This window comes from Elizabethkingia sp. YR214, from assembly GCF_003058195.1.
Classification (GTDB): Bacteria; Bacteroidota; Bacteroidia; order Flavobacteriales; family Weeksellaceae; genus Elizabethkingia.
In genome coordinates, this window is record NZ_QBUH01000005.1 from 68,589 (window position 1) to 86,251 (window position 17,663).

A 17,663-nucleotide genomic window follows, 5' to 3' on the forward strand; every position below is an offset into this window, starting at 1 on the left:
CTATTGAATAATTTATCACAAATAAGTGATATAAAATGATTATTTTCAGTCTATTTTTATTTTATTTGCATTAGTAATTGATATTAGATTCTAGATCTACTTTCTTATGCAACAATTTTACTAAAATATAGAACATGAAAAAATTCTTTTATCTTCTTTTAACAGGAGCTTTCCTTTTCACTCTATTTATAAGCTGCAATAGAAGTGATAATAATGACCGGACGATAGAAATAACCGCTAATGTATGGCCAACATATATTGAATATAAAAATGTTTTTGGTGACACTGTACACGGAATAAAAATTAAAGAAACAGGTTCGAATGAATGGTCAACTATCGCTGGTATAAGTGGTTTTCAATATGAGGAAGGTTATGAATACCAAATTCGATTATTAAAAACTTATCTTGTAAACCCTCCAATGGATGGAAGTAATATTGATTATAAGCTGATTGGAGTCATTTCAAAAACAAAAAAATAAATCTAACTATAGATTATTATTTTTAGAAAAACGGGCAATCAAAATTGATTGCCCGTAAAAATAAAAGCAGACAACTCTATGGGAAGAATTGCCTGCAAAAACTATTTGTTTTTACACACAAATGAATAATAAAATTTCAAGTAATAGATAATTCTTTTCTATTTATCTTGTATACAGCGTAAGCTTTCCCCTGCGGTTCTACCATAACCTGTTGTATCCCAAGATCCATTAACAAATAAACGGATATATCTGGCCTGACTAGTATTTTGTATATCAGTACTAGACCAATATATGCCCCCAGCTTGCCTGTCCACTTGATTTCCACCACTTAATGATCTCCATCCAGCAGCCGGAAATGTTAATTTCACATCTCTATTTTTTTTACTTGTCATAACATGCGCTGCAGTATAATCAGATAATCCGGTTGAAGAACCACTAAAGCTAGTCCAATTACCTATAGATGTATGGAGCGTATTATTTGTTAGTGTATTAAATTCAGTCAGTGTAGGTATACGAGATCCGGAATCACACGGGTCTGCTAAAGTTTTAACAGGATTCGTTTCAGTACCACTATTCCATGCTTTATCTAAAGCCGGTGTTGTGTTCCATCCACTAATAGCCCCGTCTCCACTATAAGAAGTTGTTGCTACGGTTTTATATCCCCATTGATAAAAATTACCATACAATGCCTGTATAGATGGATTTTGGTCTGGATTACTGGATGCAGGATTTAGATTTGTAACCCCAAGGTTATATCTATCCCATCTGTAACCGCCTATTATAGCATACAAAGCATCTGAATCACCAGTATTTCGGGTAATATTACTAGAATTAACATAGCGATCGCTGTTAAACCTTAGTTTCAGCGTATAAGAATATCCTGGCTTTAAACCTCCCCCTGCATTTGAAAAACTAAAAGTAACAGGAACCGGGTTTACATCATTCCCTACTTTAATAGCACCTGCCGGTACTGATATGGTTATAGTAGAATTAAGCATTCCAGAAGTATTTACAATATAACTCTGATCAGTAGCATTGATACCATTAGCAGCAATACCAGAGGAATACACTGAACCTCCTGTTATTGTTCCGGTATTAAAGTTAAAAATAGATGCAGCATATAACTGAGACGATTTTATTGTGGCGTTCACAGTATTTTCTGATAGATAACCTCCTTTTTGAGATCCTACAGCATCACTATTATCCACTGAAATATTGACACGGGTAAATATATGCCTTAATGGTGTGGTTAATGGTGTTGGCTGTGTGGAATCTCCTGGAGTTCCCAGAATTTTCACATTTCGCTCTACTGCCCACATCAAATCTGCTGTATTTGTAAGGTAACTGCCCAGAAATGTGAAACTATAGGAGGGATCTGAATTAAGATTAACTGTTGGGATAACTGGCGGATTGCTTACGGTATTTCCTAACGAGTAAATAACAAAATTATAAGTTTGCCCTTTAGTAAGTTTATCTGCAAAGAAAACCTGATTTGCCTGACTTGCATCTCCTGTAGCCTGATCTATATAGGTCCCATCTGCCTGATAAGCTATAATTCTATACTTTACTCCTCCCCTAAGAGACAGAGGTTTGTTAACCGCTATAGCCCCCTGATTGGCAGAAGACTGAGCTAAAAATTTTGTAGATGGAATATTCGGTGACAGCTCGGCGGTGATATTAAATGGGCCAGAGGTACTTTCCTGTCGAAGAATTTCTGGTGCAGCTACTTTTGTTTTAAGCGAAGCTTGAGATGCCAAAATATCACTTTCATCAAAATCACTTTCAGTCAAATTGAAGCTAACTCCACTTAAATTACTACCGGATAAATTACTGTCGGTATCGGTACTACGACAGGAGTTCGCAATAAAGAAAATACTAGCTATAGCTAACGTATATTTTATTTTCACATTTATATTTTTATACATCTTTATTTGTTTATAGATTAATTCATTTTTTATTTCCACCATTCTCCACTTCCGTCAGGATCTTTTACTTCCGTACCACCATCAACCCAATCTACTTCAGATACGCCGCTTCCGCCACCAGGCTGTACTGGAGAACCAGCTGCAAATCCTTCTTCAATTTCTAATAACAGTACCTCCACAACCGGAGGCACATATTCTTTTTTGCATAGAGTTTTTTTGTTGTTTTTCATCATAACTATTGTATTTCATATTGTTTGTTCTATTACAAATCATTTGTTTTAAAAGCGGATAAATATTATATCCGCTCAAAACCACACATGGTTTTCACAAAACAAATGATGATAATTTTTCGAAAAAGTTTTAAAAAGATTTGTGTTTTGGGAGAAAATCTATGCTCTGATATAAAGCATGTTCTTTAATGCTGCAAAGATTATATAATAACAAATCTCCTTACAAATTTGCCATTACTACAATACTACTACATAAAATACAAACAGCTATAAATCAATACATTAAATAACATTTTCATAATCTATAAAAGAATTGAATGGTACATACATAAAAATAATTGGAACAAAAAAAATAGCCTCTACTTTCTGGTAGAGGCTATGAAATAATTTTCTAATTGATATAAAAATCTTGTGGAAGTTATCTTATTATAAAACTCAATAAAAACAAAACGCTCAGATTTTCTATAGAGTTAATAATAAACTATAACATTAAAAAAATCCGCCTAAATTTACTTTACGCGGATTAATCTTACAGTTCTCTTATCCAGTTATAAAAATCTATACCGGAAGGGATAGTGTATTTTTCTCGTAATCGGCTCTTCCTTGTTTCTACTGCACGAACTGTTACAAATGTATATTCTGCAATATCTTTAGTTGAAAAACCAAGATATAAATAAGCACAAAAGGTAAGCTCAGGTACTTTTATATTTGGATTAATTTTTATCATTTTCCCATACATTTCAGGGTATAACTCCTGAAAGCGAAACCAAAATTGTGGAGAGTTTTCTTTAGCCATTTCTATCAGTTCCGAAAATTGATTTCCTTCTTGTTGTAATCGGAGCGTCTCTATAATGTTTTCTTTTTCAGCTATAATACTTCTTTTATGTATTAGCAACTTTTCTTTTTCCTCAGAAACCCTTCTTTTCTTCTCTTTAATTTTGCGGTATTTAAACAAGAATAATAACAGTACAAATACATATCCCAATATTATAAATACCAATATTATAGCATTTTGTATTTTATCCTTACTTTTTTCCTTGTTGTAATCTTGTTGAATATTTTGTAACTCTCTTTGTAAATGTACTTTATCTTTCTCAATATTTAATTTTAACATATCGGAAGATTTCTTCAAATAAAAACTTTCCTTGTCATATTTCCCAAGCATATTATAAACAGCAGCAACTTTTGACTGGACATACTCAGAAGTTTGTCCAAATTGTTTTTTATTATTTATTGTCTGTAAATAATAATCGGTTGCTTTAGAATAATTTTTAGTCTGTTGATAGTAATCACCATATATCTCCAGAAAAGGAGCCATATAACCTTGTTCTTCTCTTAATGCTCCATTATATGCTTTTTGAATAAAAGGAAAAGCGAGATCAGGCTTATTTTCCTTAAGATATAGCCAGGCTTTATAAAAATAAATATAGGCTTTACAGTAATATATTTTTTGAGCTTTTAAATATTCTTGTTCAGGAATCTTCTCGATTGATCTGATAGATTGATCGGCATAAAAATGTGCTTTCTGATCATTATTCATTTCAGTATAAGCATCTGCTATCATCATATATAGCTGAGAGCATAATAACCTCGAATTTATATCATTTTCTGAATAGATTAAATCTAATGCTTTCAGGCTACCCTCCAGTTGTTTTTCAGATAGTGAAATTTTACCCTGATATATAGCCTTTAAGTTTAGAAACAAAGCTTTATAGAAAATATCTTTCTCTACAATCTCCTCATTCATCCCTTTTTCTATATACAAATAACCTTCTTCTAATTGTCGAAGGAAAATAAGCCCTCTTGCAATATAATAATAAGATTCAGCCTTTCTTTTAGAGTCACCTATTCCTTCTGCTATTAGTCTAGCTTTTTGGGCATACATTATTGATTTAGAAGTATCCTTATAAAAATAAGCATCAGACAATTGCAATAGTTTATCAGCCTCAATTATTTTGGTGTATGATGAAGATTCATTGCTAAAGAGGGATGTAAATAATTCTGAAATATTTAGAGTATATACAAAACGAGAATAGTAATAACTCCTCCGCTCCCCACCTATTATATAAATACTAAAAAAGAAACATAAACAAAAATAAATATGCTTCATATTAACTTTATTTTTATTGACATCAGCTATTTTAGGTCACAAATATAAGTTTTAAATAAAAATGGAAAAATCGAATATTATCTATGAACTGATAAACTCTTTTTTAGTTATACCAATAAACAAAACGCATAGATAAGCAGAGTATATCCGGCATATTTATGCGCTTTAAAATTTCTAAAATATATTAAAATCTGGAATTAAACTAATGTATATTTAATAAGACTTTACCAAAACCCTAATCCAATTCCTAAACCGATCCAAGGCTGATTGCAAAAATTCCATATTTTTCCTGTAGCCGTTAGTGGTGTATCTATTCCTGTAGCGACAAAAAAGCCGAATTTATTAAGCTGATATCCAACTGCCAATCCATAACTAAAATTAGTTACATTTGTTTTAACATTTCCGATAGAAGGTGTTGTATTAAACTTATCCAACTCTACTTTTGAAATTCCAAGAATAATATTTGCAGACCAGCTTTTAGTAGATATCCTGTCATCTTTTGTTCCTGGTGCATTATAATATCTTTTAATTCCCCACTTTTTACCAAACATTACATTGATATTTGTATCCAAAACAACATTATTTTTAATAGAATCTGAACGGGATTTAAAATAAACTTTAAGGGGTAGTGTCAGCATTCCAAAATGCCAGCTACTATAATGCACATCTACAGAAGATCTTTCAGGAATATGAAAAAAGAAAATATTGTCCTTAATAAATTGATCATAAGATTGATCTTCTTTTTTCTCGAGCTGAGGATAGAAAAATAATTTATCACCCTCCATTAGTATATCACCATAAAGTTTAGAGGACTTGAAATTAAAATCAGAAGTATTAATAACTCTGGACTTTTTATAATCTACAACAGAATCTGTCTGATAAAAATAGTTTTTCATATCATTCTGATCCCATTTATACGTCCTGGTATTTACCTGAATTTTTTCATTTTTCCCAATATAACGGAGCATTTGTCCTTCTTCATAAGACATATAATGATTCTGTACTTCTTTAAGGTGTATTTTTTCCTTAAAGGAAAAGGTTTTTTGAGCCATACATAAAGAGCTTAGAAGAACCGTAAAAAAAAGAGAATAGATCTTCATAAAACATTTATAAAAAAGAAGCTGATCATTTTCATAACCAGCCTCTTTTATTGATTAACAATTTATATTCCGATAAATGTAAAAGGCTTAGCCGCGACAAACTGCTGTGATGTCTCTCCGGCATAAGATTCATTTTTACTGACACTTAGCTTCTTTACCTGAGCGTTCTTACTAAAATCCAATTTTTTAAGATCTACCCAGAATGTATTAGGTGTTTTCACTGTTTCAAAATAGTATATCAGGTTTTTATGATCTGCAACAGATCTCCATCTTGTAGAAGAAATATTAGGTTCAGTCTCTGAAGAAATACCAAAAGGCACTGAACAGTTTCTGATTACGCTAAATACGCTGGCAACAGAAGTACGCACATCTGCAGTTTGAGGAATAGCATTGATATAATAAGAAGCTCTCACAAAACGATCTGCAGCACGGTTGGTTCCCGGCAGCATAACAGTTCCGGGGATTCCCTGCCAGTACTGATTAATTGCTAATTGTTTATCAAACTCTGGCGAATTAGTCATTACCGTGTAAGAAGGGCTATGATGAATCACTAATTTACCATTGATATACTCAAAAATAGCATTATCCCCTGTAGCATCAGAAATCGATAAATGTAAAGTCGTGAATTTCTGTGTTCCCGGAATAAAATCAGAAACAATAACAAACTTCTCTTTATTCAGCTCATTTACAGCTTCTTTTACCGTTGCAAAGTTATCCAGTACATATTGTGCCCATGCAGCAATAGTTACACCTTTGGATTTTCCTTTTGGGTTAAACTTAGGATACTGGCTTTCTACCAGCCATAATACATTTGCAACAAGCCCTTTTTCATTAATACCATCAGTAGTCGCTATATCCCAGGCACTTGTAATAACACTGCCATATTTTGAAGTCCACTTTATAGAGTTAGCACCAACATTTCCATCCCGCTGCATGCCACGAGGAAAAGCCCATAAATTAGCATCTATTTCATCCTTCCAGTCCATTGATCTGGCAGTGATTACATTATTTTCAGGTCCTTTGTATACTACTCTCGTACATGCGTCCAAAAAGCTTCCAAGTGGAGCTACTGCAAAGGCCAAAATAAACAACAATTTTTGTTTAAATGAATATTTTTTTCTCATATGATTATGGATTTAATAATTACCTTAAAAATAGAAAAAAATTCTCAAAATACCCTATTATTTTGGTAATAACTATATAAATAATTAATAATAAATAGAATCATAATCATTAAAATAGAGTTCAAAACTATTCAATACAGCTCACAATTTAATTATATTCATTCTATATTTATAAATAATAATGCTTTTACAAATAGTTAATCGCAATTATTAAATAAAAACACATCAGTACTGCATATATATTACAAAAGCCCACAATATTGTGGGCTTTTGTAATAATGAATTTAAACTCATTTATCTAATAACTTCCAGTTCCTTTTTTCCTTTTGGAATATGGAAATATAACGTGAATGTCTTTAGTTTTCTTGAATTATTCTCGTTCATATACCAGCCCGCCAGTACAGGATCTCCAATATGATCTGCCCTTTGAAGGGTTACAAGCTTCCCATCACCATAAAATTTAATTTTATAATTTTCGATAGGATACATCGTTAATCCTTTCTGCCCCCAGCCTTTCATAAAACTGTTGACCATGTTATCATTGTCTTTTTTATCAAAAAAAAGAGATTGTGCATATTCTTTCTTCTCGGCTAAAGTAGCATTTGCAATATCATTAAGATCCTTATTCTGAATCCATTGATGGAATTTCTGATATTCTTTTAATAACTGCTTTTGAAGAACAGTACTATCAACTTTTGTTAGATCTTCACTTTTCTCCCATCCTGTTAAAGAATATGGAGTCTCTGTATTAAATGTTCCGGAATATTCTACATAGGGTTTATCTGCATCTGCAAAAATATTCTTGCCTGTCTTATCATCTTTTTTTGTTGGAGCCTTAAAAGCTACAACTTGACCAAAGCTTTTTTCCACACTTCCATTCTCTTTAAAGCGAACTCCCTCAATCTTAATTTCAACTCTTGCTCCATCCTGAATAACAGGTCTCGCAATCATGGCTGTACCTCCATTCACTTCTTTATTATCATGAACAGGGTAAACACGAATCTTCCACGTTTGCTCTCCCTTATGTAAAATAGCAGTATTGATTGGGATACTTGTATTCATAGCTCCATCTCCAGCGCCGAAATGAGAATCTACTGGAAAATCATTTATAAGGACTTCATAATTACACCCTCCAATGAAAATATCAGCATGATAATTAATACGCTGATCATAATATTTTACATCTTTGTATAAGCTTCCAAGAATTTCTGTTGCGTTATCATTCATAGTTTTGGTGTTTTGCCCACAACTCTGCAGGCTCATTAAACTGATAATTAAAATTAAATATTTATACATTTTCATATGATTGCTATTCTTTTTTCGATGGGAAATAGAATTTCCCCCATTGTTTTGGCTCTTTCCAAGCATCTATTGCCTGCCATTTGATTTCATTCGTACTTTTTGCAGATCCCCAGGTATCATCTTTGTCACCTATCTGACCTTCAACATTAGCATATCCTTTTACTTCAAGCCCCTCAAATGTCATTTCCGGAGCAATATACCAACCATAATCATCTGCATCTATAGGTGCTCTTCCTGTCCATTTAGCTGTAGCTTCAGCACCAAGCTCTCCTGTTAAAGTTACTTTTACAAAGAGTTTTTTCTTTTCCAATTTTATTTTAATTGAGATTTCCAATTTAAACTCAAGATCACACTTAAGCTCAGCAACTTGTTTATCCTTCGTATTACGATCTGCTTTATTGAAACTATTTTCTTTGGTCTTAGTATTTAAAAAGCCCTGAACTTTTCCTCCAAAAGTTCCTGCTGCAGTTAAATTACAAGTAATCTGGCTTCCGTCTCCAATAAGAGCCATTGTAATATCAGCGGCTGCAATAAGTGCTAAAGCTACAGGATGAGCACGCTGTGCCAATGCTAAAAAGTCGAGTGTAGCGGTAAGCCCTATTAAAGGGGTAAGTTCTAAAGCTCCTTGTAAAATAACTCCTGTCTGATTGTAATAAGGTCCGTGAGTTTTGATATTCTCGAGACTCCATTCAAACTGTGCATCTAGTTGAGGCCATTGTACTTCTATTTTTACAATAGAACGAGTCAATTTTAAATTATAAGCTTTAGATTGGCTATCGACTCTACGTTGAAGATTATCAAAATCTTTTTGTGCTTTTTTCTTTTCTTTATCTGTTACTGCACTATCACGTCTGGCACGAGCATCATTTAGGTACCTTCTGGTTTTCTCTAATTCTCTTTTTTCTTTATCGGCCACACTATCTAAAGCAGCCTGTTGCTCAGCTGTAGGCTCCTGATAGCCTTCCTGTTTTTTATTTTCTCCACCTAAAAAAACGGAATTAACAAACTTGCCTATAACACCAAGGCTATCCAGAAGTTTTTGAACCTGTTTGGTGATATCAGCTGTAGCGTCATACTCATTACTCTTATCCCATTTTGCGCCTAAAGAAATCCCTATACTTTTACCATCTCCTGCAGGCATCCACTTTTGAGGCTCTCTCTTAAACCTTGCTTTATCAGTATTTGCATATCTTTGATTCCCCCATAATTCTTTCTCAACTGTAGAATTTTTATAAGATAACTTTAAACTCCATGCAATATCAGGATAGGTTTTTATGCTTAGGTTTTGCTGATATCTGCATGTATGAGTCTTTACTAGATAGGTATTTGTTGGAACTCCATTTCCTAACCAAAAATATCTAAAAATAGGATCTACCTGAATTCCTGCCAAAGTAAAAGGTCTAAGATCATATATAAACCTAGACTTAAATTTCAGCTCTTTATCAGTTTTAGTATAAATCTCTAATTTGCCTTCAAAGCCTAACTCTTCTTTAACAGCAACATGATTCTTTTTATCTCCTATCTGTGCTTTTACCTTACTGCTGCCTGATATACTGCTTTTTTCTTTTTCTTTTGCATTTTCCTCAGTCTTCTTTTCGGGGTATTCTGAAATTTCAATTACATGACCTTCATGATCATCAGGACTTCCATCATAGGAACATTCCGTTGTCTCCGCATCGAGCTTAATTGTAATATCACGAGTATTATTGGAGGTACCTGCTACCAATTCAAAAATATCAATAGGTGAAGTAGATTTATCTTCCAGTAAATCTATTTCTCTGTCACCGTCACTTATTTTAAAAAAGTTATATCCGCATGGATGGAAGGCCTGCATAGAAGTTTCTATATTATCTACAAAAACCGCTTTATTTCCAGGAACAGGCATTTCAATGTTAGGTTTCAAACTGCAATTCACTTCCAAAGGAATTTCTAATGCTTTGGTTTTACCACTAAAATGAAACGTTGGTTTGATAATTATTTTTTTTTCTCCAAGCCCACACCAAGCAGGGTCAATATAAAGATTCAGCACCGCCTTTTGTACATTAGGAACCCAAGATACACTATTATCCAAACCTCCAGTTAAATGTCCTGTCATAGCACCAGCTGGGGGCTGAATACTCGAGGGGGCCGAATAATCATAAATATCCGCCTCGGTATAAAACATGTCTTTAGAATCCTCTATTTTTATTTTAGCTTCCGGATCTTTTGTCTTTTCTCCTTTCTTATTTGCATATACCGTAAGTCCCAGCATATATTCATTAGCTTTAAGAGTCTTACCATTAGCTTTTAATTCTACGCGAAAATCTACACCATACAAACTTTTAGTATAAATATGAAGTTGCACCTGAGTCATTGGAGCTACAGGCTGAGTTATTTTTACAGGAATCTGTGAAGGGTTTTTCCCATACCATTCCGCAGTGATAATATCCGGTACTCCACCTTCCGTATGAGCATAAATACCATTTTTGGCACTTCCTGTTGGCCTGGTATTTTCATGAAAAGGCTCTATCCATACAAAACCACCACCATGTAGATGCCTGCTTAATTTTAGCCTCATCCTTTTTTGCCCCTTCAATATTGATTCATTTGCACCAGTAGGCACATGACTTCTCTTTTGTGCCAACTCCCATACCCAAAGGATATCATCATATTTCTTTTCGAGATCTTTAAGCTCATCCTGAACCTTTTTGAGTTCTTTATCCTTTTTGGCCTTTAGCGCTTCTGCTTTTTTTTCTGCAGCTTTAAGGTTCTCATTATAGGTTACCTCGGCATGAGATACTTTCTTGCCTTGGTAGGTTTCAGCCTTTGTCCATTCACCTCCCTGATCAAAGCGATCAGTAGCCTGTTTATATAATTTTTCTCTCTCTATTTTCGAATCGAGTTCTATTGTATCCTTATCTTTTTGGACTGCTTTTAATTTATCTTCAATTTTCTTTCTCTCCTCTTCATATTCCTTTATACCAATAACAAAGCTTTGATCTTCCCCGATAGATAATGTCCGATAATATTCATTAAAATACGACTTCGCAGGCTCTAATATTATTGCTGTTAGCTTATTAATTTCCATCTGTCAAGTTTCTTAATATTATGCTTCTAACCTATCTGTTTTTCGAATATCCTGACCAATGTTTGCAAAAGGTACCAATGACATCACAACTTCTTTATCCGCATTTTCAACATTCTGGGTACTTACTTCAGCAGTCTGTCCGTGATTTATAATTGTTATACAATCTTTACTCCCGATAGGACATGTCGCTTTACTATCTTCAAGCAAGGCTTTACCTTTATTATCTTCCAAGGTTATTTTATCATAAAAACCACTCCATTCTGTAACGCTAACCTGACATGGGTTATTGTTCAGTTTGCTGCAACTGCCAAACATATTTTTTTCAAATGTTTTACCAATATCCATATGGGTAGCCATAAGCTTACTTGCTCCATCTTTATCATTAATATAGCGTTTGCTCTGAGTTTTCACTTTAAGCTTATCTGGCGCAGTACCAAAATTGCACATACACAGCGCTCCTTGACAGACTAAATGTTTTTCACTCATATTTTGGTGTTTTTAGTGTTCTTTAAAATTTATTAAGAATTCAGTTCATAGAGCTGGAATTCAATTTTTTGCTCAATATCATGATCAAAAGCCGATACTACTCCAGTAATGGAAAATAAAGTTTTTGTTTCTTTATGCAACTTATAAGATAAGTCTATGCATCCTTTTTGAGCGTTAAGATTGAGCATACTCTCCTCTTCATTACCTTTTATTTCCAATACAATTTTATTTCCTCTTGTATAATTCTTTCCTAATTTATATTCAACTTCATAAGAAATTTCACCAGGTATTCCCGGAAAATAGATATGAAGTATATCTTTTTTAAAAAAGTCAGGATAACTCTGATATACCGGCAAACAAAACAATCTATAAAATATATTTTTTGTCAGCATATTCCTTTTTGCATCAACATCTTTAAGTGCTTTATCCAGCTCATCTATAATCTCCTCAGCAGATTCAGAAACATAATATTCCCTGAGCATAGGCAGATATTTCGAGGTCCACCTTTCCGCAATTTGTTCAGAATTATCAATTTTTAATAAATCTCCATTGTGATCCGTAATAATTTTCAACGGGTAAAGAGCTTGTTCTGCCTTTTCAAAGATTTGCTCAACAACCTTAGTTATTTCCTGATTGTTTATATAAGTTTTTTCTTTTACTAATTCTATTATATTTTGTGTTCTCTTTACATTTATCTTATAATGAAGTTGTAATTCTTTTGGAAAAAACTTCACTATAACACCATATACTTTTGTACTCTCGGTATTTGGTAAATCCAGCTTTGTACTTTTAAGCTGATTACTTTCTTGTTTTTTAAAAGCTCTTTCAGGAATATATAAATGCTCAATATATTTAGGCAATGTTAATGTCAAAAGTTCGTGAAGCGCACAGTGCTTATTATGAAATTCCATAAGTTCCTTACTTGTCATTTCATAGCTTCTGGAAATTTCCTCCAGATTAAGAATTCCGTCAATTCTTATTTTCACATATTCTTTATCCGTACTAACCATTTAAAAAAAATCGGCTTATTTATAATTATTTATAAGATTCTTTAAATGTAAAATTACTGTTGTATACTCTTAGACTATCTGCCTTAAAAGACTCTCCGTTTAAGAGAATTTCATAATTATTATTATCGGGCGCAATTTTAAGCTCCAGTTTTAAACTATTACCAGCTTTTTTAAAAGCTTCATTTGTCTTTTGCCAATCAAAAAATGCACGCCCTTCAAAAGATTCTCCCTTTGCAGTTTCCCAAAAGAAAGTGACCTCCTTAGGAATAGCTCTATCTTTTATCGGTATATTCTCTACCCATGGACGAAGCATTGTTTCTCTTTCTGCATTATAATAATCAACATTTACATTAAACAATCGGAAACCTTTATTCTCAGAACTTATTCTTGGTGACCATTTATAAAGCGTCCTGTAATCCTCCCATTGTTTTGAAGAAGCTCCTTCTATAAACATATCTTTCTTAATCTCTTCTCTTGTCTGAGAAATCTTTGAAAACAGTTTATCAGCATATATTTTATCATCCTTAATACGCTCAGCAGTATATTTTCCAAGTTCAATTTGTGTGGGACCAAAGCCCAACCATACTACCACCATACCATTGGGAGCAAATCCAAAAATAAGGTCACTGAATTTATCATAGGACTTTCCTAAACCATTATAAGTTTTGTCATAGTCAGGCTCCTGAGTTGTATTGATATATTCTTTTAAAGGTTTAGTTGAAGATTTAGATTCTGCATTGGCATAGGCTCTTTGCACCAGATCCTGTACTTTATCTTTTGGAAAATCAACTTTAAGGTGATAAAAAGCATCTTCATATCTGGAAAAATAAACGATATTAACACCTATAGGTGTCCCTTGCTGTTCAGTAAATCCTTTTCCGGAATTCCCCCAGATTCCTGAAGAACTGCCATAAGGTAAATGAGCAAATGTTCCTTCCAACGTTATAATATTATCCTCTACCGGAGTTATAAGATAGTTATTCCCCGGGTGCGAAATCTGCACATTATAAGATGGCATGGGCTTTTCGTTTTTCATTTTCTGACAGTTAATAAGTGGGAGAATTCCCAATAAAAATATAATGATTTTAAATTTATCCATCTATGATATACCTTTTGCGTTGTGAGTTAGTCAAGGCTCCTGATTCACGAGGTCCCATTCCGAAAGTAGCCATATTGGACGACCAATGCAGATACTCTCGCCTTAGTTTTTTAAGATCCTCCATATTAATAAATGAGTCCAAATATGAGTATTCTTTTGCGGTCTTCACATATTGCTGATCAGATGGATTAGCCCCCTCATTGTATAGGTTTACATATTTATTTCGAAGTTCGTTACACTTTTGAATGTAACCCAGAAGCTGACTGCTGATTTTTAGAATAAAATTATCTGTAATACTATTATCCTTTTCAATACTAGGATTATACTTTACATTAAATTGTTTCGAAAACTCAAACATATGGAATAGTGATACTTTATCGTAATGATTAGATAACGTTCTTTCTCCCCAAAGCTTGTATTGAGGACTTACATTACTCGGATGAATAGCATCCTGTTCTATCCATATTTCATTGTTAGAGTCTTTGAACCAGCCCTCCTCTATTAAGATTTTCCGGAATTTATCACATACAGTACTGCCTCCTCTTTCAACATAAAGCAATACTTTATTTTTCTCTTTATCTCCATATCCGCCACCAATATCAGAGTGTACACCGGGAAGCGTAATCTGCAACCCTTTTATTCCTGCACTCTCTATATTGGTAAGACTAAAATTATCTCGATATTCATCCGCAGAAGCTATTTGAAATACAAACGATCCGTTTTTAACAGCATTAAGGCCTAATTGCTCAGCATCACTATCAATAATACTCATACCAAAAAGACTAAAACCCTTATGGTTAATACCAAAAGACGCTACCGTATCATATAGTCCCACAAAATTGAATTTCACCTGGTTAACAACAAGTTCGTTTTTTAGCAAACAAGCGCCGAAATATCCATAATTCATAAGGTGAGAATCTGTTTTTTCTAAAACAAAAAACTGTTCCGAACGCTCCTCTTTATCAGATTTTTCAAATACCTCAGGAGGGTATATTTGTAATTTATTTTTACTAAGCTTTTGTGTTGTTGGTGCATTTGTAGCTACATGCATAAAGTGTCTTGCTGCTGCTGCACCACGACTAAATCCATATACATTTACGGTTAAAACATTAATAACTTTTCCTCTGTATTTAGTTCTCAGCGCCTCAGCACCTTTAATGCATCCTTTTGTTACTTTAGCTGCAATTCCCCGCTCTCCTACACCAAGTCCACCACCACGTGCAGGCAGTCCCAAAGTGTCATTGTCTGTTTTGGAATCTACAGTTCCTATACCCTCAATATACCATGAAACCTGATTTTCTGCATTTGCATCAATAGCATCGTAGCCTCTTGCTACATTGCTAAAATCATTATCATAACTTCCTTTTCGCTTAGAAGGATCTTTTTGCATCCCTTCCTGTACGTTTGTTTTATTATTAAAAGTCCCATCGAAGAAAAGATTAAGACTTACATCTACGGTATTAATTGGTTTATCATTAGGGTGAACAGTCTTTGGAGAATTATAACTTACTCCTGTATCTGCTCCTTTCTGATTAACATACTGCGTACTGTTATGTACAATTCCTTCTTTAGAAAAAGTAGTGTTATTACCTTCAGTCTGTGTAAGTATCTTACCTTCTACAAAATACTCAATACTCATTCTTATTGGCTTTTAGATTTCTCTCCACTATTATTCATCACCTCTTTTTCAGCATGATGTTCCACATTTCCTTTGCTGTTTACCTCTACCCCCTTCAAGCTTGTCAATCGATGTTCTTTTTCTCCAAAGGTTTCCATATCACCTTTTACATAATGAGTAAGCTTTCCGGTTACATTGGTCATAAAATTAGCACCGATTGCCATATTTTTCATTGCCCCGACACTCTCGTTATGATTCATCGTGATATTATCTACTTTGTTCATTCCAATAGTATTGCTTTGATTGGCACCCACTGTAGTGGTCATATTCTGTCCAACTGAAATATTTAAATTTGCTCCGGCATTAAAGTTCATATCCTTTGGAGCGGTTACAGTTATATTTCCTTTTCCGTCCATGAAATAAGTATTACCACTTGGATCGATAATATTTACACTTCCCTCGGCATCATTCATCAGAACCTTTATTCCACTTCGGGTTTGTATAGATTTCAAATGATTGTTAACACCTCCTCCAAGGCCTGTTCCGCCATGGAAAATACCGCCCATTACAAAAGGTCTGTCCGGATGGTTATGTACAAATCCTACCATCACCTGATCTCCTACTTCTGGTATCGCTACATAACCACGATTCTGGGTGATCTGATCCGTACCACCTGCATCAGGACTCATCATACGGATAAAGTTAGTGGTATCACTTTGCTGCCAATCGAATTTGACGGTCACTCTACCCTGACTTTCAGGATCAGTATTAGAGATTACTGTAGCAATTTGTGGTTGAGCTATAGGTATTACAAACTCTGGCTTGGGCATGTAACCAGTATCAGAGGCTATAGCTTCAAAATGTCCCGTATAATGTCCCAAAGTATCCACTTCATGAGTAACTTCAGTGACCATAAGTCTTGTAAAATAACTGGTCTGATTGCTGTCCTGCTTACGCATCTTTAGATCCGAAACACATCCAGGATATAGAAAAGGCACCGTTGTTCCCCCGGACACGGTAAAGACTTCTACCGCCTGGCTGCCTGAAGTACTGGTTTGTGAATTCACCACATCCATATCCGTAACTGCCTTGATTGGAGCAATACGTAAAGATGGGGTTGTGAAAATCCCTTTATTCTTCTGATAAGCTTTCTGAGCCAAATCACTTTTATGATTAATGGAGGTTTCTCCAGAAGTTAGTTTTGTATTACTACTACTGTTATAACCGTAGTATTCAGGTTTAAGATGTACCGCTTTTAATTCTACATTTACATCGGTTACATTACTACCGTAAGTAAGTTCTATAGGCTTATTCTGTGGTGGCATATTACCAAAATGAAGCACCTCTCCATCATAATAAAACTGCTCACCATAGGCTTCTGCCATTCTTGCTAAGTAATTGTAGTGCGTCTCATCATACTGAGCACTATATAATATCTGCGAAGATGCTTTGGCATCTACACGTACATCGTATTTACTACTATCAATACCCTGCTTGATCACATTCGTTGCTATAATCCCCATATTAACAGGCTGACCTCCCCCGAAACTTTGGGTATGAGGTGCTGCATCCAACAGAATAGTCGGGCTGTAACCTTTTAATACAATATTCCCTAAACTATGGCTATCCTGACTGAACCCTACCTGAGTAATAACACCTACAAATACACGCTCCGGGCTAGACGCGATATCCTTATACATCATTTTAACCGTAAGACGGTTCCCCAAAAACTGATTCGCCTGACCTAACTGATGATCTTGTCTTTCACCTAAAGCATCATGAGCAAGAGTTAGCTCAAAATAATGATGTCCCTTTGCACTTTGCTTTAATTTAAAATGCTTGTAGTATTTTATTACCTGCCCATCAACTACTATAGAAAGCTTTACGAGTCTGTTAATACCCGAGTGATGGTTCTCTTTTATTCCGTCTGCATTATTGTCCGGTGCAAATTTTGGAGGAGAAAAAAACACGTCTTCCGGTTGGCCATTCTTTTTCATACATATTGGGATTTGAGGGTTTTATATTTTTATTTTTTCAATTGAAGAATATACATTTCATTACGTACAAAATATACTTCTCCAATGTACTAAACAAATGTACTTTTTTTGAAAAT

13 protein-coding genes are annotated in these 17,663 nt (G+C 34.2%); 1 reads left to right on the top strand and 12 read right to left on the bottom strand.

The features are described from left to right. Window positions 1-134 precede the first annotated feature (134 nt). A complete protein-coding gene (locus C8J95_RS11060; protein WP_107808397.1) occupies window positions 135-479 on the top strand; it encodes a DUF4377 domain-containing protein in 345 nt (114 codons plus the stop codon). Between the two features lie 158 nt (window positions 480-637). Here the strand turns inward: C8J95_RS11060 and C8J95_RS11065 are convergent, their stop codons facing one another. The 12 genes from C8J95_RS11065 to C8J95_RS11120 all read right to left on the bottom strand — a co-directional run bounded on the left by C8J95_RS11065 (window position 638) and on the right by C8J95_RS11120 (window position 17,547). Next, window positions 638-2,404 carry a fimbrillin family protein gene (locus tag C8J95_RS11065; RefSeq protein WP_255412783.1) on the bottom strand — a complete coding sequence of 589 codons (1,767 nt, stop codon included), beginning with the start codon at window positions 2,402-2,404 and terminating at the stop codon, window positions 638-640. A gap of 29 nt (window positions 2,405-2,433) precedes the next feature. Next, window positions 2,434-2,637: a hypothetical protein gene (locus C8J95_RS11070; RefSeq protein WP_107808398.1), complete on the bottom strand. Its 204-nt coding sequence runs from the start codon at window positions 2,635-2,637 to the stop codon at window positions 2,434-2,436. 526 nt (window positions 2,638-3,163) lie between these two features. Further along, window positions 3,164-4,744 carry a hypothetical protein gene (locus C8J95_RS11075; RefSeq protein WP_146165453.1) on the bottom strand — a complete coding sequence of 527 codons (1,581 nt, stop codon included), beginning with the start codon at window positions 4,742-4,744 and terminating at the stop codon, window positions 3,164-3,166. A gap of 224 nt (window positions 4,745-4,968) precedes the next feature. After that, window positions 4,969-5,796, bottom strand: a complete 828-nt coding sequence (locus tag C8J95_RS11080) for a hypothetical protein (protein WP_255412784.1) — start codon at window positions 5,794-5,796, stop codon at window positions 4,969-4,971. 110 nt (window positions 5,797-5,906) lie between these two features. Continuing rightward, the gene (locus C8J95_RS11085) at window positions 5,907-6,968 is read right to left on the bottom strand and encodes a linear amide C-N hydrolase (RefSeq protein WP_107808401.1); all 1,062 of its coding nucleotides are present in this window, start codon (window positions 6,966-6,968) and stop codon (window positions 5,907-5,909) included. 294 nt (window positions 6,969-7,262) lie between these two features. Then, complete coding sequence (locus tag C8J95_RS11090; protein WP_107808693.1) at window positions 7,263-8,195, bottom strand: hypothetical protein; 933 nt, start codon at window positions 8,193-8,195, stop codon at window positions 7,263-7,265. A gap of 82 nt (window positions 8,196-8,277) precedes the next feature. Continuing rightward, window positions 8,278-11,337, bottom strand: coding sequence for a hypothetical protein (locus C8J95_RS11095; RefSeq protein ID WP_107808402.1), 3,060 nt, complete (start codon window positions 11,335-11,337; stop codon window positions 8,278-8,280). Window positions 11,338-11,355: 18 nt separating this feature from the next. Further along, complete coding sequence (locus C8J95_RS11100) at window positions 11,356-11,823, bottom strand: DUF4280 domain-containing protein (protein ID WP_107808403.1); 468 nt, start codon at window positions 11,821-11,823, stop codon at window positions 11,356-11,358. Window positions 11,824-11,855: 32 nt separating this feature from the next. Next, window positions 11,856-12,833, bottom strand: a complete 978-nt coding sequence (locus C8J95_RS11105; RefSeq protein WP_107808404.1) for a hypothetical protein — start codon at window positions 12,831-12,833, stop codon at window positions 11,856-11,858. Between the two features lie 25 nt (window positions 12,834-12,858). Continuing rightward, window positions 12,859-13,869, bottom strand: a complete 1,011-nt coding sequence (locus C8J95_RS11110) for a DUF2931 family protein (RefSeq protein WP_255412785.1) — start codon at window positions 13,867-13,869, stop codon at window positions 12,859-12,861. Between the two features lie 55 nt (window positions 13,870-13,924). After that, on the bottom strand, window positions 13,925-15,571 hold the full coding sequence (locus C8J95_RS11115; protein WP_107808406.1) for a DUF2235 domain-containing protein: 1,647 nt from the start codon (window positions 15,569-15,571) through the stop codon (window positions 13,925-13,927). 2 nt (window positions 15,572-15,573) lie between these two features. Continuing rightward, window positions 15,574-17,547 carry a type VI secretion system Vgr family protein gene (locus tag C8J95_RS11120; protein ID WP_107808407.1) on the bottom strand — a complete coding sequence of 658 codons (1,974 nt, stop codon included), beginning with the start codon at window positions 17,545-17,547 and terminating at the stop codon, window positions 15,574-15,576. Between the last annotated feature and the right edge of the window lie 116 nt (window positions 17,548-17,663).

Excerpts from the sequence above, each read along its gene's own strand:
- C8J95_RS11060 (WP_107808397.1), top strand. The coding sequence starts at position 135 with ATGAAAAAATTCTTTTATCTTCTTTTAACAGGAGCTTTCCTTTTCACT.
- C8J95_RS11065 (WP_255412783.1), bottom strand. The coding sequence starts at position 2,404 with ATGTATAAAAATATAAATGTGAAAATAAAATATACGTTAGCTATAGCT.
- C8J95_RS11070 (WP_107808398.1), bottom strand. The coding sequence starts at position 2,637 with ATGATGAAAAACAACAAAAAAACTCTATGCAAAAAAGAATATGTGCCT.
- C8J95_RS11075 (WP_146165453.1), bottom strand. The coding sequence starts at position 4,744 with ATGAAGCATATTTATTTTTGTTTATGTTTCTTTTTTAGTATTTATATA.
- C8J95_RS11080 (WP_255412784.1), bottom strand. The coding sequence starts at position 5,796 with ATGGCTCAAAAAACCTTTTCCTTTAAGGAAAAAATACACCTTAAAGAA.
- C8J95_RS11085 (WP_107808401.1), bottom strand. The coding sequence starts at position 6,968 with ATGAGAAAAAAATATTCATTTAAACAAAAATTGTTGTTTATTTTGGCC.
- C8J95_RS11090 (WP_107808693.1), bottom strand. The coding sequence starts at position 8,195 with ATGAATGATAACGCAACAGAAATTCTTGGAAGCTTATACAAAGATGTA.
- C8J95_RS11095 (WP_107808402.1), bottom strand. The coding sequence starts at position 11,337 with ATGGAAATTAATAAGCTAACAGCAATAATATTAGAGCCTGCGAAGTCG.
- C8J95_RS11100 (WP_107808403.1), bottom strand. The coding sequence starts at position 11,823 with ATGAGTGAAAAACATTTAGTCTGTCAAGGAGCGCTGTGTATGTGCAAT.
- C8J95_RS11105 (WP_107808404.1), bottom strand. The coding sequence starts at position 12,833 with ATGGTTAGTACGGATAAAGAATATGTGAAAATAAGAATTGACGGAATT.
- C8J95_RS11110 (WP_255412785.1), bottom strand. The coding sequence starts at position 13,869 with ATGAAAAACGAAAAGCCCATGCCATCTTATAATGTGCAGATTTCGCAC.
- C8J95_RS11115 (WP_107808406.1), bottom strand. The coding sequence starts at position 15,571 with ATGAGTATTGAGTATTTTGTAGAAGGTAAGATACTTACACAGACTGAA.
- C8J95_RS11120 (WP_107808407.1), bottom strand. The coding sequence starts at position 17,547 with ATGAAAAAGAATGGCCAACCGGAAGACGTGTTTTTTTCTCCTCCAAAA.